Below are 20,874 nucleotides of genomic sequence, written 5' to 3'. Positions count from 1 at the left end.
GGTTTGACTGATTTTTTACGATGGTTGCATTTGTTTTTAGCTGGCAAAGAGAGTGATCTGGGTGTTTGTGTTGCTGGCTTGAAAATGGTGTTCCAAAACAAAACAAAATTTGACCTGCCGATCTGATCGAATCAAGAATATGGGGTGTCCCAATCTGGCCTGCTACCAATCTGACATCATAATCGTGGGTGTCCCAATCCCAATTCCAATCTGGCCTCCTGATCTCCCCATAATCGTGGGTGTCCCAATCTAATCTCCCCAATCTAATCTCCTAATCGTGGGTGTCCCAATCCCAATCTAACCAATCTGGCCTCCTGATCTCCCCTAATCGTGGGTGTCCCAATCAATCCATCCCAATCGATCCAATCTAATCTACCTTGAGGCGGTAACCTACCTTGCGGACGGTTAGGATGTGGCGCGGATGGACTGGATCCTCTTCCAACTTGCGTCTCAGCTCGCCGATATGGGTGTCCACCGTGCGCGTCAGCACATCGCCCGGGTAGCCCCAAACCTTGCGAATCAAATCGAGGCGTGATGCCACGGCACCCCTGCTGGCCCATAACGCCATCAGCAGGTCGAACTCTTTGGGCGCCAGCGCAACCGTTTCGCCGTTCCGCTTGACTTCGCGAGCCTCGGGGTAGATTTCCACCTGGCCGAAGCTCAGGCAGGGCCGATGCTCCTTGTCGTCGAGGCGACGCAGTGCCTCGGTGCGCCGTAGCAAGGTCTCGATCCGGGCCAGCAACTCCAAAACGCTGAACGGTTTGGTCAAATATTGGTCGGCTCCGAATCGGAAGCCCCGTACCTTGTCGATCTCCTCGTCCCGTGCGCTGAGGATGAGGACCGGCGTGGGTCGCTCGGCTTCGCGTAATTTGCGCAGCACCGTGAAGCCATCCAGACCCGGCAACATGAGATCCAGCACGACGAGATCCGGTCGCCAACGGGCTTCCTGCTCCAGTGCCGAGTTCCCGTCGCCGGCGATCGTGACCGTGTACCCTTCGATCTCCAGGTTGTTCTTTAGCCCGTAAGCGATGTTTTCGTTGTCCTCGACCACCAGGATCTTGATGCTCATGCCATACCCTCGTGACGGTCGCTCGCGGCCTCGAAGGCCACCACGAAGCGTGCCCCGCCCCGACGACTCTCTTCGACCCAGGCCTGTGCGCCCTGGACCCTCGCCAGCTCGCGCACCAGCCACAGGCCGATGCCAGTGCCGGCCACCGCCGTGTTTCGGTGCCGGTTCAATCGCTCGAAACGGTGCCAAATCCGCTGGCGGTCCCGTTCTGGTACACCTTCGCCCCGATCCTCGACCCATAGCAGAACCCTTCGTTTCTGACCCTTCTCCCGGCGAGCGCCCAGGCTGATCGGCGCACCCACCGGACCGTACTTGATGGCGTTGTCAATGAGATTGCGTAGGATGCGGCGGATGAAACGCGGGTCCGCTCGGATGGCGAGGGTCTCGGGGACTTCCACCTCGAAGATCGTCCCCGTATGGGCGATCAGCGGTTCGAAATGTTCGACCTGCTCTCGAAGCAACGACGCCGGCGACAACTCTGTCAGTTGGGGCTTGTTCATGCCGTGCAACGAACTGGAGAACCGGATCACGTTGTCCACGAGATCCCCCATACGGCGGCTCTCCTGGCAGACGATCTCGAGCGCGCGCTGGGCTTCCTCGGGTGATCGCACCCTGTTCAGGAGCAAGGTTTCCGCGAACATCTGGATTTGGGCCAGGGGAGTGCGCAGCTCGTGGGAAATCGATGCGATCGAGTCCGTTTGGCGCACGATCAGTTCGTGCTCGCGTTTGAGCTGCCACAGACTGATCGCCACCAGGCCGAGGGCCAGGGTCATGAGCAACAGCAACAGTGGTAGGCGCGATCGGGGCAGGCCGCCGATGATCAGGTTTCCGGCTTGGGCCTCCGCCAGAGCCACGCTCACCCGCATCTCCCGAAACCCATAATCGAAATGCATCGCCGACCCGATTCCTCGGGTATTCGGCCCGGCGTGAAACAGCAAATCGTCGGCGACCGAAACGCGAAGATCGAAATTCCTGTTGGCCGTGGCCGCATCACCCTCCGCGAATGGGATCAATTTGCGGTGGGACAGTATGCTTTCGAAGAACAACGTCAGCAGGGCACGGTCGAAGAGCAATCCTTCGTAGCGGTTGCCCATGCCGGCGCGTCGATAGGCGAGCACCGTCTGTGCGTCTTTCGTGAAACAGAGTGCAAAAGGCCAATTTGGATCGTATTGAACGCGTTCGAGTTCGTTCAGGTAGCCTTCGAAAACTGACCGCGCATGTCGCTCTTGATGATAGACGGTCTTTGTATCGAGGTCGAAACGGCAGAAGGAAAATTGCATCGTGGCCGGCAGGGCTTCGATCCCCACGACCCTCAGGTTCACTGTCGAGGCCGAAAAGGGGTTGGGCAACTCTGGCCAGGGCATATCCTTGAACTGTCGCATCACCGGATTGAGGGCGTAATAACCCAGTCTCGAAGAGCCCGCGCTGATAAATTCGCGGCAAGCGAGTTTTGCATAGTCGGCCAACACCTTTTCCGCCGTGAGCTGGTGCGACTGGACCGCATACTGGGCCTGCAAGGCGAGAATGGCGATCAAGACCATGGTGACCGTCAATTGGAAGATGACGACCGCGAAGCGGGAAGGCATGGCGAAGCGGAATCGTTTCATGGGCTTCCTAGGAAGATTCGGTGGTACTTCTACCCACTTTAATCGGCGCGACAGCGAACGGTCAAACCGCGGGAATTGATCGCCACCTGGTTCCGAATCGGCAGCCTCATTCACGTTTGAGAAGGATTCTTCGGAAGTAGAAGGCTCCGATGAGCCAATCAGCGGGATGTGTAACATAAATATATATAGCTGGTTAGGTGAGAGGTCGGATCGTGGGCGCGTCAGCTCTGGGGAGTGATTGGGTCATGGTGTGTCTGCAGGGCGCCAATGACAGAGGGAACCGAGGTGGACGAAACCCTTCCAAATCTTGACCGTTTCCTGACAAAACCTTTTCCACGCCCGGTCCAAACGAGCCTCGCCACCTACTAAACTCCAGGGAAAAACCCACAACCGATTTCAAAAGGAGCCCACCATGCGCTGTGCCTTTCTTTGCGTCTTCGTGCTTAGCGGTCCCCTTGTCTCGGCCCAGATACCCGACGAGTTCACCAATTTGAAAGTGTTGCCGGAGGACATCTCCAAACAAGATCTCATGGGGTATATGCGCAGTTGGTCCATGGATCTCGGGGTTCGCTGCGCTCATTGCCATGCGGGTACTTCCGAGAAGCTGAACGATCTCGATTTCGCCTCCGACGAGAAAAAGACCAAAAAAATCGCGCGGAGCATGTTCAAAATGCTCGAGGAAATCAACGCTCAATTCTTCGAACCGCACCAGAAACAAATCGGTTGTTACACCTGCCACGACGGCACGAACGACCCACGAAAACTCGAGGATCGATTGATGGCCGTGTATGAGGAGCGGGGAATCGAAGGTTTGGAGGCCGAGTACCGCGAGGTGCGCCAAAAGTACTATGGCAAGGGGGGCTATAATTTTGGACCTTGGGCGGCCCTCGGCGCGGCTGCAGATCGACTCACGGCCAAGGAGGCCTATGCCGACGCCAAGCGGGCCCACGAGATCAATCTCGAGTTCCACCCGAATCACGACTACAGTCACTTCGTCATCGGCTGTTACCACATGTACGTCGGCCCCGAACTCGAAAAAGCGCGAGCCTCCTACCGGGCTGCCATGAAAGCCAACGCATCCTGGACACCGAAGCGACTGATACACTTTGCCGGCAAGATGCACGAACGCGGCATGCCGGAGCGGGGAGTGGCGGTGCTTCGAATCCTGACCGAGCTGGCACCACAACTACCCGATGGGTACTTCTCCCTTGGACGCGCTTTGACCGAGCAGGGCGACAAGGCCGGTGCGGAAGAGGCCTTTCGTAAGGCCCTGGAGTTGAAGCCCGATCACGCCGCCGCCTCGGACGCGCTGTCCAAGTTGAATTCAGAAGATGACTGAGCGATCAAAAGGGGAAAATTGGGGACACCCACAATGATCAACCGGGAAATGTTGAGTGTCCCAGTTTCCATCCCAGTTTCCAGTGTGGTCATTGATGGGTGTCCCAAATGGAGTTTTGGGTGCGTTGCTTTGAGGACTTTTCCCGATGATTTGATGGGTGTCCCAGTGTCGCGCGATGGTTTGATGGGTGTCCCAGTGTTGTGTCTCATTTGATGGGTGTCCCAGTGTCGCGAGGACTTTTCCCGATGATTTGATGGGTGTCCCAGTGTCGTCCCAGTGTAGCCTTCCCAGTGTTGCCTGGACCCCAGTGTCGTCCTATCCCAGTGTCGTCCTATGAGGCCTTTTCCCGATGATTTGGGAATACTTCGTTTGGCGTGTCGAGGTCCAACGACGCGTCCGGTTCAACCTGCTCCCTAGAGAGAGCGTTCGTCCGGTTGGGTTTGACCTTGTGCTCGTGATAGATGAGACCGGCATAGGTCAAAAGTAGCGGAATGATCAACATCACGGAAAGCATGGTCAGAAGCATCAAAACGGAATATTCGCCCTCGTGGGGCGAGGGACCCTCGTCCCGCAGGCCGCCCATGATATCGAAGACCACGTTGTGTAAGTTCAAAAAGAACAGTGACGAGACAATCGCGCTCAGTGGCAGTAGCCCCACCACCATGGTCTTGAACCAGTGAAGATCGGCGTGGCGGCTCAGATAGAAAAAGAACAGCGCCACGCGCCATGCCGCCACCACCGCAAGGAATCCAATATTCAACGAAATGGCCGTGGAGATGGGAACGAATCGTTCCACGGGAATGGCATAGAGCAACGCGGGCAGGGACGTCAACGAAACAAAGGTCAACACGTGGCGATAGGACCAGTTGCGCGGCTTCAGGGGCCATACGACAGACCAAATGATCCCGGCCAGAACGAAGATGTAGATGACCGAACCCATTCCCAAGTGTTGCAGGATGTTGGCGTTGGGGTCATCCCACCAGCGACCCATGCCGACGATCCAGGTCAGGAACAATCCCAATTTCAGGTGATCCAGCGAAAACGCATCGAAATCTCTCTTGCTGGTTTTGAAAAACAGCAGCTTTAGATTTGACGAAAAAAGCGACTTTAAATCATTCATGCCAACCTCGCAGATTGCCGTGCTTCAGACTGCCGCGTGATGCGAGCGGCACGCATGCAGGATCTGAATTTTTGCTTTCGTTTTTGGTGTTCTTGCCGCGTGTAAATTTGGGTCATGAGCCATCTAAAACCGGCCGTAAGCTCGTCGGCCGACATGCGTTTGGGGTGAAAGGTCGTATCGAACAAGGTGCATTTGTCCCAGAATCGTTCGGAGATCAACCGACCACTGTCATGCAAACTGCGATAGAGATCGGTGCCAGGAAAGGGAGTGAGCAAGGTGATTTGCACTTCGGCAAGTGCACTGTCCGAAACAAATTGTGCAGTCGATTCAAAAATGCTCGTGTCATCCGAATCCCAACCCAAGATGAAACATCCATTGACCGAGATTCCATAAGATTGAATCTTCTCGATGCTTTTTAGATAGGATTCGTACTGCCGGTGTTTCCAACTTCGGGCATCGATTTCCTTCAGCGATTCGGGGGTTGCGGACTCGAGCCCGATCAATAGCTGGGCGCAACCCGATCTGGCGAGGTGCTCGAGCAACGGTTCATCGTCTGCGATCGAAATATCGGTTTCCGTGAACCACTTGATGCGGTACTCCGAGAACAACTGTGCCAGATGCCGGCCCCATTTTTTATTGAAAAAGGTATTGTCGTCGGCGAGTTCGATAAAGGGTTTCGGCCAGATATCGATGATCGCTTCCAACTCCCGCCGCACCAGGTCTATGGGTTTCACCTTGTAGTTGCTGATCAGGCGCGAAGCGGCACAGAAGGAGCAATCCACGGGACAGCCCCGCGTCGTTTGCAGGGTGAGACGGTTGTATTTTTTCACATCCAGAAGGTCGTAGCGTGGAATCCGTGATCGACCGAGATGGTATTTGGGGCGGGCCTCGCTGGCGCGGTAGCGTTTTTTCAGCGTTTGGCTTTCGAAGTCGTCGATCAAACGGTTCCAGACCGCTTCGGCCTCCCCGACCACGATGGCGTCGGCGTGACGTGCGGCTTCTTCCGGCAGCACCGACACATGCAAGCCGCCCAGAACGACCACCTGATCGAGGGCGCGGAGCTGGTCCGAGAGGGCGTAGGCATCCAAAATACGGGCTGTGAAAGCTGAGATCCCGATCAGGTCGAATCCTTCATCGGCAATCGAGCTCAGCCTGGGGAGATTCAGTTCGTCCACCTCGCGGTACGTGATCGCCCAGTTCGCCGGCGTATGGGCCGCGACGGTGAGCAGCGACAAGCTCGGCAAGGAGGCGATCACCTGGCTGCGCTCGACGAATCCAGGCAGGGTCATGCCGAGTTCGAGCAACTCCCGGTCTTTGACCCGTACGCCACTCATGGCAATCAACAACAGTTTGCGGTCTTTTCTTGGCAAGGTATTCCTCCGTTATGGTGCCCTACGATGGTTGAGTCATTCGACCGTCACGCAAGCTGAGGACGTACGGGGGACGATCCTGTCTTTAAAGTTAATGGCGGATTGGAACCATTCCATGTGTTCATGAATTTCGACAATAAAAGTCTGGAAGTGGTTTGTTTGAATATACTTTTGCTGCCGTCCTGTAGTGATTGTAAGGACGCGAAGTATGGCTGTGTCAACAATTCGAGGGTACGCAATGCAAGGGTGTCGTTGGACAGCACCAGGGACGTAATTGGCAATACTTTGATAAGAAGATCTGCTTCGCGATCGCTCTCGAATGCATTTTCTCGATCAATAGTGCATCGAAGTACCGACCGAGGCTCCCGCTAAGTGTCGTTGCCTGACCGTTGTCTTCTTCCACAGGCCTGCCGATCGTCTCATGTCCATGCTGGCCCTGGCCGTCCGGCGTGCCGGTAACGCGGCGGCCGTGCATCCTGGTCCCGAGTCGGACGACCGCGATTTGAAGTATCGTCCTATTGTGGGTTGTTCAAGATCATCCGGTGAGTGATGCGACTCCCACGGAATCCTGTGGTCGGCTCGGCACGGGGTACATCCCGAATCGGGCGCGCTTTTCGGTCTGTGCCTTCTCGAGTTGGTTGTCGCCGAGGTTCCGAGGCATCGGCTTTGTTTGGGGCGCTCGCGTCGGTGGCGGGAAAACACCTGGTTGCGGCAGTGAGTTCGTGCGAATCTCCATGGCCCAAAACACCGCGATGACTTGCGTGATCATTACGCGCTTCTTAGGGGATCGACTCCCGTTCCCGTTTTGATCCCGCCTGCTCATCAATGGGCGGATACTTATCTATGGTGGCGCCAGGGTCGGTGACGGATATCTCGCCCACGCCGCAACGACAGGGTGCGGAGAAACCCACATTGAGCGACCTTACGACGGCTCAGGGCGGGCTTCCCGCACGGTTGTGTGTGGGCCTTTCGGTTGGCGTTTCCTTTCTTCCGCATTTGGTGGGCGCCGTGTTGGATCCTGCACGGGTGAGGCCCACGTCCGCCAGTTTCGGCGCCTCGATTTATCGAGTTCCCCGAGGGCGCGGTCGTACGATGCGGCTGGTTCCTTCTCGCGAGAAGACTTGGAGGGACCATTGGCTGCCGTCTTCGAACACGAGCGTTCCCAGAAGATCGCTTTCGCCGTAAACCCGCAGCGACGCAGCCTCTTCGATTTCATTCCACTCCGAAAGAGGCAGGGTGACCGGTTCGCCCGAGTAGGGAAGGCCCACATCCATGGTTCCCAGCTCCGTACCATCGGCGGTGAACCAGGTGATTTCGGCCCAGCTCTTGGATTCTGACGGATTCACCAGGATCAGGGATCCGCTCGCGGCGCGCCCCTCGGGTAGGGGGCCGACGAGCGCGACTTCCTGGTACTCCATGAGCCCGCAGACGTTGCTGCGACCAATGGGAATGTCCACCGCAAACCGAACGAGTTGCGGAGATCCGTATATGATGAGGTCCTCATGGATTGCCGTGGTCACCAACCGGGTCTGGTCGTCATAATGCTCCGGCTCGATGTTGACATTGCGATCCTCAGGCGACCCCAGCGGGAAAAGAGCGCTGCTGCGGGTGTCGACCATCAGTTCCGTGGTCACCAGGGCCCCGTCGACCCTGCGGTTGGCGTCCAGATTGGAAAGAACCTGTTCGTTTTGATCCCGCGAAGCCTCACTACCGATGCCGATACTGAAAACGATGCGATGTTCGTGATTGGGCGAACGTGTCGCGCCACCCTGAGACAGCCATTGGGAACTGCTGTGGTTGATGCGGATCCATATCGAGGATTCACCGCGACGCCAGCGAACGATTTGAATGGCGTTCTCGAGCATGTTGAGTTCGAGTGCGTTCGCGGGAGCGTTCGAATCGAGCCTCGCCGCCAGATTGATGGGCATATGGCCGGCGTCGCTGCCCTCGATATCCACGAGGGTCTGGGCCAAGAGAACCGCGTGATCGAAGCGAATCTGAAGGTAATGCGGGGTTTGGGAGGAGGCGTCGGCAAATTGGTCCCCGTCGATGCGGATATCCAGAGTGCCGGCCTGTTGGGTGTCGTTACGGGCGCACACCTCGCCGATGCTGGTAATGAACTCTACGGCGCCCGCGAAGGGACAGACACAGATTGCGAGCATCGCCAAAAGGCAAGAGATCGATCGTCGATGGGAAACACACACGGGATCCTCCAAGACAGATATTCGATGCAGGGGAGAGCTTTCCACAGGGAGATCCGGGTCGAATTCCGGATCGGACCGGCAAATCTGCGTTTGGCTCCGCGTAGGGAGCGTGACCCGAAGGCCAGATTCGACATTCGTGGAAATCCATCACGAAGCGCGTCAAATGTGACGGAATGAAGGAGATAGGAGGCAATTCGGGTGCCAGAAAACAATCTGGGAAAACAATCTGGGACACCCACAAAACAGAAATCTGGGACACCCATCATGTTCTTCGAGTCAGACAGATTGGGACACCCACCATCGTAGCAGATTGGGACATCCACAACAGGTTGGAAACAGATCGGGACACCCAAAACAGGAAACAGATCGGGACACCCACGAAACAGATCGGGAAACAGATCGGGACACCCACGAAAACAGATCAAACAGATCGGGACACCCACGATGTTTCGAAGCCGACGATTGGAACACCCATCATGTTCGAGTCGGATGCAGCCCTTTGCCACTCGAAATAATGGGTGTCCCGATTCCGCCCTACCGATTCCGCCCCCGAAATAATGGGTGTCCCGATTCTGCATCCCGATTCTGCAGGCCAAATGATGGGTGTCCCGATTCCTCAACGGCAGGCCAAATGATGGGTGTCCCGATTCCGCGGCCTCTTGCCCGAAATAATGGGTGTCCCGATTCCGCCCTCCCCGATTCAAATGATGGGTGTCCCGATTCCTCCGATTCCGATTCCGCGGCATGTCCCGATTCCGCGGCCGATTTCGCTTCAGCCTGCCTACTCCACTCCCGATTCGGCACGATTCCGCTCGGCAATTCTGCAGGCCAAATGATGGGTGTCCCGATTCTGCAGGCCAAATGATGGGTGTCCCGATTCCGCGGCCCCCGGCAGGCCAAATGATGGGTGTCCCGATTCCGCTACTCCGCGGCCCCCGGCAGGCCAAATGATGGGTGTCCCGATTCCCTCTGATGGGTGTCCCGATTCCCTCTGATGGGTGTCCCGATTCCGGGCCAAATGATGGGTGTCCCGATTCCGGGCCAAATGATGGGTGTCCCGATTCTGATTCCGCCGGCAGGCCAAATGATGGGTGTCCCGATTCCGCGGCCCGATTCCGCGGCTCCCGATTCCGTCCCCGATTCCGCGGCCGATTTCGCTTCAGCCTGCCTACTCCATGGACCCCTGATGGGAGCGAAGGGCGTATCGGCTAAGTTCAGGTCCGACATGTTGGTGAAAGGCCCGCAGCATGTTGCCCCTCGGCCAGGCCGTTGACCATGGGTGCCGTGTTAAATCAGCTTCATCTGCTTCAGTCTGCGTCGCAGGCCTCGTTCGGAGACGCACAAGTCGTCGACCATGGCCTGCTGATCTCCGCCGTGGTTCTTCCAGCTCGTGCGGATTTCCTCCGCTGTCAGATCCATCGCGGTTCGGACACTTTCGCAGCGGGCAATCAACGCGTACACCGCCGTTCGGTTGATGCGCAAGGCATCGGCGGTCGCCTTGGGTTCCCAACGATTGGCCTTCAATGCCGCAACCAACTGCGACTCGTCGATTTCGGAGGGGAGGCGCAGGGCCTGGGCATCCTGGCCGGCACCATTTTCGGCGGTGTCGTCGGCGAGCATGCGACGCAGTTTATCGGAAACCACCATTGTCTCGAGGCCGCGACTGTCGATCACCAATTGCCGCACCACATTGCGCAACTGGCGCACATTTCCCGGCCAACGGTATCGCGTCAGCCGGGTGCAGAGGTCCGCCGGCAGCCAGGCCGGTTTGCGCGGGTCCCAGCCCGACATGTGGTGTAACTCGTTGGTTTTGGACAGCTCCTCCTCGGCAAACAACCGGATCAGGCGCGCGATGTCATCGCGCCTCCGGTGAAGTGGCGGCAGATGGATTTCGTAACCCGCCAGGCGATGCAGCAACGGCTCCTTGAACGTGCCGGCGGCCACTCTTTCGGCCAGATCCGCATCCGTGGCCGCAATCAAACGCACATCCACGCGCAAGGGAGTGTGCTGTCCCAACGGTTGAATCTCGCCGCTTTCCAAGGCCCGCAACAGCATCACTTGAATCTCGGCATCGGCCTCGCCGATTTCATCGAGAAACAAGACACCGCCGTGGGCCGCGCGAAAATACCCCTGGCGACCATGGACCGCACCGGTGAACGATCCCTTGACCGCGCCGAACAGTTCGGAAACCGCCAGATTGGGGGGGAGCGCCCCCAGGTTCACCGTGACGAACGGTCGCTTCGCACGCGAACTGAGCGCAAAGATGGCTCTCGCCACGAGTTCCTTACCCGTGCCGGTTTCACCGCGGATCAGCACGGGAACGTCCCGTTCGGCAATCCGCTCGATCGCACCGCGAACGCGATTGATTGCGTCGCTCTCGCCGCACATGCCCAATTTTTGCGGTTGCGGCGCGCTCGCCTCGCGCAAGTGCAACAGCAACACCACGCGCTCCCCCAGTTGGAGGGTGACGCCTTCGAACAGAGCCTCGGTGCGAAAGGATCGGGAGCCGGTCATCGGATGGCCATTGATCCACAGTTCGGTGGCCAGATCATTGCCTTCGATGGTCACCGTACCCCTGGCCGCGCGCAGGTAGACGGGTTGACGGCTGATGAAGGGATCTTTCAGTGGAAAACCGCCGCTTTGGCCCGGGGGCGCGAAATCGGGTGAAACCCGCGACAAACCAACTTCCCCGGCTCCCTTCAGCGCCGGCAGATCGGCAACTTCACCGATTCTGCTCATGATCGGGTGGTTGATGATGGTCAGGGTGGGCACCAACTCCCGTTGTTCATTCTTTGCCCGGCTATGACGGCCGGGAAAGGTGGTCACATCATCCAAGTCTTCCCAAACATCCATGGCGTCCCCAGAAATGGTGTGATTCAAGCACGTTGTCATTGAGAGAGACACCCACCAAAACGCGATGGGCGCGGAGCCCGGGCCATCGTGTCCAGTGGATCTCAGGAACCAACACGTTGCCGGGTTCTGTCCTACACGTTGGTGGCGCGCCCACATCGCGTCAACTTGGTTTTCCCTCTGTCGAGAGAATATCGCAAAAACCTGAAAAAAAACATATAACGGGGTTTTGTTCCAATGTAGTGAGATCGGCACAAGCGCTGCAGTGAGGAAGATCGGAGCGGGTCAGCCTGCTCTCCCTAAATCCAGATTGCCCTCAGGAGAGCCAATACCATGAAAATGAAGCTTGCCTTGTTGCCCATCTTGACGACTCTGACCTGGAGCCTCGGGTTCACCGATCCCGTTGCCGAAGCAACGCCGCCGGAACGGCAGCCTACCGTCGAATCCGATTGGATGCCGCAAGGGATGTACACCATGAGCTACGACTCGTACGGACCCAACCTGAACGATGTGCGCGTGGCTCCATGGCATGATGAAATCAGTGGTGCCGTGCCCTTTTTCAGTGCCGATTATGCGGCCTTGATAGGATGGATCGATGAATACCCCCACACCCCGTTTTGGGGTCATGACGCCACCCCCGATTGGCGCAGCACCGCATGGGTCCGGGACCACCTGCTTTCGGTTGGGGAATTCATGACGACTCGCGGGTACGACTTTGCCTTCCACCACCTGCCTTATGATTGGAACGGGGTACGTGGCGTGGACTGCAGCAACTTCACCACGCTGGTCTACACCTACGCGTTGGGATATCGCTTCACCTCGGCGGTCCGGGCCCAGGCCGGTCAGACCTGGGACGGTGTTCGCTACGATGCGCCGAACACGCAGTCGGCGACGACTCGGGCTCTCCAGGAACGCGCCGCCGGAAAATTGGTCCGCATCGATGGAAGTACCGATGACAGTCCATCGGCGCAGCCGTTCCTCTCGGTGTTCGACGACCAGGGTTCGTACGTCGGCCCCATCAGCGATACCGTGCTGGCGCAGGCATTGCGCCCCGGAGACCTGGTTTACTACAGTTGGGATGCAGCGATCGACGATCCCAAAGTGGAGCATGCGTCGATCTGGGTCGGCAAACGCTTCGGTCATGGTTTCGATGAGATCCCGCCCCATTACTCTTCCTTTCGGGGAGACCCCAGCGGCATGTGGGCGATTCTTCACAGCGGCAGCGCGGGTTATGGCCCTTGCTTCTGGCCGGTTCAATCCGACTACCAAGCAGCCATTTGGGGTGCCCGTCGCGTCGTCGGCGATACCAATGATCCCAGTTACTTCATGAACTCGAGCATTCAGAGATGGTCGACCGGCGGCGATTACTCGCGCGTTTCCCATTACCGAGACGCCCAAACCCTGGCGCACAAGATCGGGAGCACTTCATACGTGTTCCGGGCCCACGGCAGCGCGATCTTCCGACGACCGGCCTCGACCCCCTCTTATGAGGGTACCTTCTGGGTGGATCCCACCCTGCACCACAAGGGGCACTCGGTGGCACTCACCGGTCTCGCCATCCAGTGGGGTTGGCTGTTCGCCGCCGATGACGACACGGTATACAAGCTCTCGTATGTGGCCAACTCCGGGACCTGGAGCGAAGGACGGGTCTTGTGGTCGCTCGACACCCAAACCCACACCGGTTCGGCGATTCAGTCGCTCGAGGCGGGCGACTCCTTCCTGGTCGTCAGATTGACCGACGGCACCCAAATCAGCCTGAATCTGCAGGGAACCGAACAATAACGGCTCAGGCGCGACAGCCGGCGGCGGGACTTTGGAACACCTACTTTTCAAAACTCGCCCCGGTACGGCGCTTTCGGAACGTGTTCGGCACGGTTCGAGGTAGGCCGAACACGTTCAATCCTTGTAGCGTTCTGGAGGCTCGATTGGAAAACCGGAATCGCCTTTCTCGAGCCATGGATACAAAGGCGCGTGCACCGGACGCCCCAGGTGAGAGGACCTGCTTGGAGAAGCAGCCGCTCCAGAGATGGGCAACATGCCGAATCGCGGCTCGGGCACCAGCCTAAATCCATCCAGGCGAAAGTTGAAATGCGTGAGCGCGTTTTGGAAAAGGGATGCGAACGCGACCTGGTCGTAATTGCGGCGTTCGAAGAAACGCACCTTGTCCAAATGCCACAACAGGACCCTGCGGTCGTCGGATGCCGAGGCCAACAACCCGCTACCGGGAACGAACGCCGTTTGGTTGACCTCGTTGCCGTGACCGCTCAGGGTGGCCAGGAGCTTTCCCGAGGAAAGGTCCCAGACGCACACCGACTTATCGCCGTGGGCGGAGATCAGCCGCCGGCTGTCGGCGGAGAAAGTCACGCCCAGGATAAAGGTCTTACCGGCCGTGAACGACCGCGGCGCATCGAATTCAGGAAGCCGCCACAATTTGATCGAGGGCGCACCGGCCGCAGCCAACATGCTGCCATCGGGTGAGATGGCGACGTCGTAAAAGGGGCTCTGGCCCGTCAAGCGACGGACCCGTTTCCCCGAAACCGGATCGTGAATTTGAATCGTTCGATCTTTGCTCGCGGAGGCCAGCAAGCTGCCGTCCGGTGAAAAGGCCACGCCGCGGACGGGATCCCCGAAATCGCTTAGGACGAAGAGTTGTCGACCGGAAGCGACATGCCAGAGCCGCACGGTTCGGTCGTAGGAGCAGGAGGCAAGGGTCGCCCCGTCGGGCGAAAACGCCACCCGATACACGGGGCTCTCGTGGCCGCGAAGCATGGTCGAGGTCACGGCCGAGAAATCTGTGCTGTCGGCTTCCGCAGGTAGCGGCCAGAGCCGGACCATATGGTCGAATCCTGCCGAGGCCAAAAGTCGGCCATCGGGCGAGAAGGCCAGGCCCCACACGGTTTCGTGATGGCCTTCCAGGCTGCCGACCAACGTGGCCTCGGGTAGGCGCCAAAGGTTGATTCGGCGTTCTCCGGAAGCGGTGGCCAACAGGCGACCATCGGGTGCGCAGGCGACACCGAACACGTCGGAGGAATGATCCAAGGAACCCGCATCGGCCTGGGCGGAGGGGCGCTTCCAGAGCCGCAACGTCTTGTCGACCGACACCGAGGCCAGCAGCTCTCCGTCGGGCGAGAAGGCGACGCCGTTCACCGCACTCGCGTGCCCGGAAAGGGGCGGTAGCGGCTCGCCCGAGGGCATTTGCCACAGTCCGATGGTCTGATCGTAGGAGCCCGAGGCCAGCAAGGCCCCGTCCGGTGAAAAGGCCACGTCCAAAATCCTGGCCGAATGTCCCGGTAGGGAGAAAAGACGATCACCGGAGGGAAGGCTTCGGATCGCGATCGTTTCCTCGCTGCCCGCGATCGCCAACAGATCGCCGTTCGGAGACACGGCCACATCCAAGAGTCGCCCGACCTCTTCCCGAACCGTACGCGACAGGGCTCGCGTTTCGAGATCCCAAAATTTGAGATGGTGGTCGTCGGAGCTGGAAATCAGGAATGTGCCGTCGGGTGTAAATGCCAGGCCCTTCACCGATTTTTCGTGGCCCCGAAAGGTGGTGATCAGGTTTCCGGTGCGCACGTCCCACAGGTTGACCGTCCGATCCGCGGAACCCGAGGCCAGCCATGCGCCGTCGGGCGAAAAGGCGACGACCTGAACCGCTTTGGCGTGACCTTCAAACGAAATGGGCACCTCCGAGTCGGCCATTCGCCAGATCCGGACCACGCCATCGGCATACCCCGCCGCCAACCACTGGCCATCGTGGGAAAAATCCAGTCCGCGACCGGGTACGGCAGTCGCCGGTAACCACCGCTCCCGGCCCGTTTCGACTTCCAGGACTTTGACGCCCCGATCGCCCAGCGCTGCGACCAGGCGGCGACCGGGCGAAAAGACCACGTTTTCCACTTCCCCTCGATGACCCAGCAGGGCGCGCGGCGCACCGAGGCGACCCCGTGCCACATCTTCATCCGAGATCTGCCAGACCAGACATTCACCGCTTTCGGTGGCGGCCGCCAACAGGTCGCCCCGTTCATTGACGGCCACGCTGCGATAGGATCGGGGCGCACCGGCCCGCGCGCCGTCGCCAGGATTCACTTCGATGGGGCTGAAGGCCGGAACCCGCCACAGGTTCAGTGAACCTCGTTCGTCGCAAGCGGCGAGGAGGCGCCCTTGCGCGTCTACCGCCATCGACGTCACCATGGCAGGCACTTCCAGGGAAGCGTTCACATCTCCCGAATTCACATCCCAAGCGACGATCCGCCCGCTTTGCTCACTGCCGAAAATCAGGTTGGCGCGCCTTGCCGAAGTGACAGCGATGAGTTTGGGGTCCTTCCGCTTCGGGAGCGGTGTCCGTTTCGTCGGGTCCGATCCTGAATCGAAAACCGCCGGTAGAAACCTTCGAGACCGATTCCGCGATCCGTTCCAATCGGCCTTGCCCGCCAAAACCAGGAGACCATCCACCGCCAGAATCGAATCCTTCGAGGTGAATCCATAAGGCGTAACCTGCGGTTTGTCTTCATCCAACGCCAATTCATGGAGCAACCCATCCGAATCACGGACGAGCAGGTTTCGATCCCCGGATAAAAACGCGACGTTCCGGAGAGGGAAGTCCATCTCGAAGGAGCGGTGTTCGGTGCCCGACCCCGTCCTGTCATGTCCGTCGGCAAGGTGCCAGAGTCGAATCGTTCGGTCCATGGCGACCGAGGCCAGGAGCGAACCATCGGAACTAAAGGCCATATCCGAAATCTCATCCACGTGGCCCGAAAACGTGCCGACGGCGCGACCGGTGCGCGCGTCCAGCAGGCGAATCTTGTGGTCCGTGCACGCCATCGCCAGCAGCTCATCGCCGGGTGCGAAGGCCACCCGCAATACTTCGGGCGCGACCGGGGAAGTGTACAGCAGCGACTCGGCGCCGATCATCCGCGCATCGGCGAAACGTCCCAGCGCCTCGGGCACCGCCGAACCCGACGGAATGTCGCGTGAGAGTGCCGCAAGCGCGAAGAGCAGCGCTTCGGGGGCCTTGCCCTGCTCCAAAGATTCACCGGCGGCCCGATTGAACATTTCGGCGAGATTGTAATTGCTCTGCCTGGTGCGCTGTTCGGCGACTTTTTGCGCTTGCCTGGCCCGTGCCTGCTCGCGCAACGCCCGTTGGTTGGCTGAACGTGCCTGGAAAAAAAGCACCGTGGCGATGAGCGCCAGCAGAAAACCCGAAACACTGACCGCCAGGATTTGGTTCTTTCGCAGGTCTCTCTGCTTGCATGCCTCGGCGAGGAAGGCGCGCTCCACTTCACCCAACGAGACCAATCGGTGCTCGGCCACCTCCAACATTCGGAAGAGGCCATTTCCGCGCGGCAGGTCGTCCCTGGGTCGGCCGGCCTCTTGCCAGCGTGCGGCGAGTTGGCGTAGGTTCGAAAGGCGGCGAATGATCTCCCGGTCCTCGGCCATCCAGGTGCGGATGCGTTCCCATTTGCGAATCAGTGCCTCGTGGGCGACATCCACCAATTCCCCACCGCGGATTTCGTCGCGCCAGGTGGTCCACAAGCGGGCCGAAACGAATTGGTGCAAGAGGTCTTCCGCGAGTGCCCGATCCTCGGCGGCGGCAATCAGTGCGGCCCGCGTCGATCGCCGCCGGGTCACGTTCGCGGCCTCGTTCCGGTGGACCAGGCACAGGGTGAACATCTTGCGCAACGCGATCTGGCCGGCGGGCGTCAGGTTCTGAAAAACCGCCTCGGCACGTTTGGTCAGCGCCCCTTCGATGCCGCCGATCCCGTGGTAGGCGGCAGCCGTCAGCAGCTTGCCTCGCCGTCGCTCGTAGAGCTCCAGGAGTGCGTGTTCCAGTAGCGGGAGATTACCCGCCTCGCCGTGGACATCATCGAGAATCTTTTCGACCAACCCCGTTTCGAAGTGAAGGCCGGTGCGGCTTGCGGGTTCCACGACGGCCTGGCTCAGCGCTTCGCGATCCATCATCGGCAGCAGCACCATGTGGTCCCCCACAAAACTGTTGAGGTCGGGCCTGCCGGCACATTCACCCAGGAAATCGGAGCGCATGGTGAGGATCACGGCCAGCGTCCGGCGTTCGACGGCGTGGAGCAATATGGCCAGGAAATGATCGGTCGCCTGTCGGTCTCTGGTCTGGGTGAACAGCTCTTCGAACTGATCGACAATCAGGATGAAGCCCGTTCGCGGCGTGGACCCCGCCGCCTCGGCCAGGACCCGGTGCAATCCCTCGGGGTCGGTCGTCAGACGAGATCGAAGGTTCGCCAAATCGGTGGCGCTCCCGCCATCCTCGGCCAACAGAGAACACAGTGCCAAGGCACATTCCTCGATCGGGTTGGACGCGGGCGTGAAGGAAGCGATGCGGTGGCCCCGTTCGCGTAACAAGGGAACCAGGCCGGCATGGATCACCGACGATTTCCCGCTGCCCGAGGGACCCAGCAACGCCAGGAAAGGGAAGCGTTCCATGTGTAGGTTCAGTCGTTGGACCATGGCCTCGCGTCCGAAGAAAAAATCCCGATCTTCCTCGCGAAAGGCTTTCAGACCGCGAAAGGGGCAGGTTTCCGGGGATCCCGGCGCCCCCGCGGCAAGGCCGCCGCCGCGAATGGCACGTGCCGTTTCGATCAGCGACTCGACATGCGCATCGAGGGATATCCAGGGTCGCCGTCGCAAAAAGATGGGGAGGTCGCTCTCGCGCGTCGGATGCTCGGCTCCCGGTAACAACACGGGCACCACGCGAACCGGTTTGTTTCGGTACTGGTGGTGCACCGCCTGCAATCGCGCCGGTTCCAGCCAGGGTTCGCCTTCTCCCTTGATCACCACCAGGCAGGCACATGCGGCCAGCTTCTCGGCCAGTTCGGTGGGGGCGACTGGTTCCGACGATGCCGATTCGAACCAGAGCACCAAACCCAATTCCTCCTCGAGACGGCGCGCCCACGGGACCACGCGCTCACGAGATTCGGTATGGCACCAGAGCAGGGCATCGTAACGCGTCTGTTGCGGCGGACGCAGCCGATCGGTCTTGCCCGCCAAGATCCGATCGATCCGGTTCGCCACCACTTCGGCCGAATCCAGGCGGTTGGCGGGATCCCCTTCCAGTACGCGCTCCAGCAGGTCGGCGACCTGATCCAGAAGCGCCCTTTCCCGCTCATCCACGGCGAAACTACGGAGTTGGCCCGCCGGTTTTCCCCCGGCCTGACGCGGGCGCTTTCCGGTCAGCAGGTAGAACAGCACCAAACCGAGGGAATAGACATCACTCGCCGTGCTCGCTCTCTGGCCGAGCATCAGCTCGGGAGCGGCAAATTCAGGCGTCATCGGCTCGCCCCCCAGATCGGTAAGACGGGGTGAAGACGAAGCCGTGTGGGTGGCGATGCCGAAATCCAGCAACTTGGGGCTTCCGGTGGGTGAAATCATGATGTTGCTGGGCTTGATGTCGCGGTGAAGGACGCCCAGGCCATGGGCGTACGTGACGGCCACGCAAAGCGTTCGAAACACCTCCAACACCTGTCGTAGGCCAGGTTGCCGCGTACGGCACCATTGATCGATGGTATCGCCTTCGAGGTACTCCATGACCAGGTAGGGGAGACCGGAGGGGGTGGTGCCGCCGTCCAACAACCCACAGATGTTGGGGTGTTTCAAGTCTGCGAGGATTTGGCGCTCGCGCCGAAATCGGGCCTGCAAGGCCTCGGAAGAACGCTCCGCGCGAATCAGTTTCACGGCGACCCGCATTTCGAAGGCCGCATCGGCTCGTTCCGCCAGCCAGACCGCGCCCATCCCGCCCTGGCCCAGAGGCTCCAACAGGCGCCAGGGGCCCAACTGCATGCCGGGGAAGGGATCCGATTGCGACGAGGTTGCCCGTGGTGTCGCGCTATCACAGGTGGACTGGTCGTCCATCTCCATTTGAACGAGCGCTTCCTGAAGTAGCGCGGCATCATCTCCGCAGAGATCGATCAATCGAGATCGGCGGTGCTCGGCCGGGTGCGTCCTTACTGAGTCAAGCAGTGCCCGGATTTTTGACCAACGTGATCGCGCCGTTGCTGCGTTCTCCAAGTTCCTCTACCCCTTCGCCCATCCATCGCGGCGGCTTGATCGCTTCCCGATCTTTGGCTCGAAAAGAGCGCGTTTCGGGAGGAAAGCTGCTTTAATCGCTGACATCAGATTAGTTATTTTAGAGTAGGAATTTATCTTGATGTAGCTATTTCCCTATAGGTCTTTGTTTACAGTTGGCCCCTTCAAGAACGACGACCTCGCTGTTTCTGGACGGGCACTACCCAGGGAAGGAAGACGACCGTACCGTTCGATCATCGGGATTCACCGCGCCAGGCGGCGCGGGCTTCGAACCATTGGTAGGCCTGGCGGGTCAGGTCCGCCGGGTCGTTCGTGAACAGGTCGTCTTCCACTTCGGCCAGGGCTCGGATGCGGGCTTCGAAGGTGGCGTTGGTTTCGACGGTGCCGTCGAAGTGAATGTGCGCCACCTGCCACGCCAACACGTTCGAGAGGTACCGCGTCACCATGATGGTTCGGTGACAATTGGCCGGATCCTTTTCGGTGCACATCAAGGCGATTCGGTAATTCTTGGCCAAGCCGACCCGGAGTCGTGCGACGCCGCGCTGAAATGCCTCGAGCTGGAACACTTTTGAGAAATCGACCCGGCCCTCGCGATAGGCTTCCGCCTCTTCCCGACGAGCCCCAAACTCCGGACCCATCCAGAGGTAGTGGATTCGATTGCGGATCAAACTGTCCTGGATCGCCTCGCGGTTGAAGTGCGGGGTGAACCGGCTGAAGGGCACCGAGCGCACATCCACCACCGCGGTGATTCGATGTTTCCGCAGCAGGGCCACCAGGCTGTCCGAAGTGTGGGTGGAACAACCGAACGTGAATAGCGCGGTGGGTCGGTTTTCGCTCACGGTGATCTTTCCTCGGGCTCGTTTTGAGTTGGGTGGATGATTCCGTCCGCCCTTCACGGAAATGGTGGATTCCCAGGATGCGGATTACCTCGGACGCAGCGGGTTCACCCGTTCGGCATCAAATTCTCGACCATCTCCCCGCGATCTCCCTTTGCCGAAAAGCGGGTGTCAAGCCAAGGCGCACAAGGGTTTTGGTCAAACGCCACCAACGTGACGACCGCCACGCGGCGGCCCACGAGGTCAAGTCTAGGTGATGAAACACCTCCGAGGGAAGTCTTGTTCCGATCGCAAAATGGCCCATGTGGTTTGTCTTGAAAAAGCTTGGGAAGTAATTTTTTGGATAGGTATCTGGGTTTACATGTAGATTTGAAAAAAGTTAATTTTCGTTGTTGACACTTTTTACCTAAAGAAAGATGATTGTCTA

At 59.2% G+C, this 20,874-nt stretch carries 10 protein-coding genes; 2 read left to right on the top strand and 8 right to left on the bottom strand.

All coding sequences use genetic code 11. From position 1 onward, the window contains the following. Positions 1-367 precede the first annotated feature (367 nt). Positions 368-1,069 (bottom strand): response regulator transcription factor, encoded by a 702-nt coding sequence (locus J3U87_RS31325; RefSeq protein WP_237379742.1) that lies wholly within the window; start codon positions 1,067-1,069, stop codon positions 368-370. Then, positions 1,066-2,676: a sensor histidine kinase gene (locus J3U87_RS31320; RefSeq protein ID WP_237379741.1), complete on the bottom strand. Its 1,611-nt coding sequence runs from the start codon at positions 2,674-2,676 to the stop codon at positions 1,066-1,068. Before J3U87_RS31320 ends, J3U87_RS31325 begins: the two co-directional genes overlap by 4 nt. Positions 2,677-3,088: 412 nt before the next feature. Here J3U87_RS31320 and J3U87_RS31315 point away from each other — a divergent pair, with 412 nt between their 5' ends. Further along, a complete protein-coding gene (locus J3U87_RS31315; RefSeq protein ID WP_237379740.1) occupies positions 3,089-4,015 on the top strand; it encodes a c-type cytochrome in 927 nt (308 codons plus the stop codon). Between the two features lie 331 nt (positions 4,016-4,346). On the opposite strand, the gene J3U87_RS31310 is transcribed toward J3U87_RS31315, so the two are convergent. From J3U87_RS31310 to J3U87_RS31295, 4 genes are all read right to left on the bottom strand, one after another. Then, positions 4,347-5,135 (bottom strand): hypothetical protein, encoded by a 789-nt coding sequence (locus tag J3U87_RS31310; RefSeq protein ID WP_237379739.1) that lies wholly within the window; start codon positions 5,133-5,135, stop codon positions 4,347-4,349. Continuing rightward, complete coding sequence (locus tag J3U87_RS31305; protein WP_237379738.1) at positions 5,132-6,505, bottom strand: B12-binding domain-containing radical SAM protein; 1,374 nt, start codon at positions 6,503-6,505, stop codon at positions 5,132-5,134. The genes J3U87_RS31310 and J3U87_RS31305 overlap by 4 nt, the downstream gene beginning before the upstream one ends. Before the next feature lie 1,061 nt (positions 6,506-7,566). Further along, positions 7,567-8,709 (bottom strand): hypothetical protein, encoded by a 1,143-nt coding sequence (locus tag J3U87_RS31300; protein ID WP_237379737.1) that lies wholly within the window; start codon positions 8,707-8,709, stop codon positions 7,567-7,569. Between the two features lie 1,287 nt (positions 8,710-9,996). Next, positions 9,997-11,562 carry a sigma 54-interacting transcriptional regulator gene (locus J3U87_RS31295; RefSeq protein WP_237379736.1) on the bottom strand — a complete coding sequence of 522 codons (1,566 nt, stop codon included), beginning with the start codon at positions 11,560-11,562 and terminating at the stop codon, positions 9,997-9,999. Positions 11,563-11,892: 330 nt separating this feature from the next. On the opposite strand from J3U87_RS31295, the gene J3U87_RS31290 reads away from it, so the two are divergent. Then, the gene (locus J3U87_RS31290) at positions 11,893-13,341 is read left to right on the top strand and encodes a hypothetical protein (protein WP_237379735.1); all 1,449 of its coding nucleotides are present in this window, start codon (positions 11,893-11,895) and stop codon (positions 13,339-13,341) included. Positions 13,342-13,455: 114 nt separating this feature from the next. On the opposite strand, the gene J3U87_RS31285 is transcribed toward J3U87_RS31290, so the two are convergent. Both J3U87_RS31285 and J3U87_RS31280 read right to left on the bottom strand, forming a co-directional pair. Next, positions 13,456-19,497: an nSTAND1 domain-containing NTPase gene (locus J3U87_RS31285; protein ID WP_237379734.1), complete on the bottom strand. Its 6,042-nt coding sequence runs from the start codon at positions 19,495-19,497 to the stop codon at positions 13,456-13,458. A 347-nt stretch (positions 19,498-19,844) separates the two neighbouring features. After that, the gene (locus tag J3U87_RS31280; RefSeq protein WP_237379733.1) at positions 19,845-20,450 is read right to left on the bottom strand and encodes a DUF488 domain-containing protein; all 606 of its coding nucleotides are present in this window, start codon (positions 20,448-20,450) and stop codon (positions 19,845-19,847) included. Positions 20,451-20,874: the final 424 nt, after the last annotated feature.

The organism is Sulfidibacter corallicola, assembly GCF_017498545.1.
Classification (GTDB): Bacteria; Acidobacteriota; Holophagae; order Acanthopleuribacterales; family Acanthopleuribacteraceae; genus Sulfidibacter; species Sulfidibacter corallicola.
The sequence above is the reverse complement of the archived record's forward strand: the minus strand, read 5'-3'. Positions and strand labels throughout refer to the sequence as shown.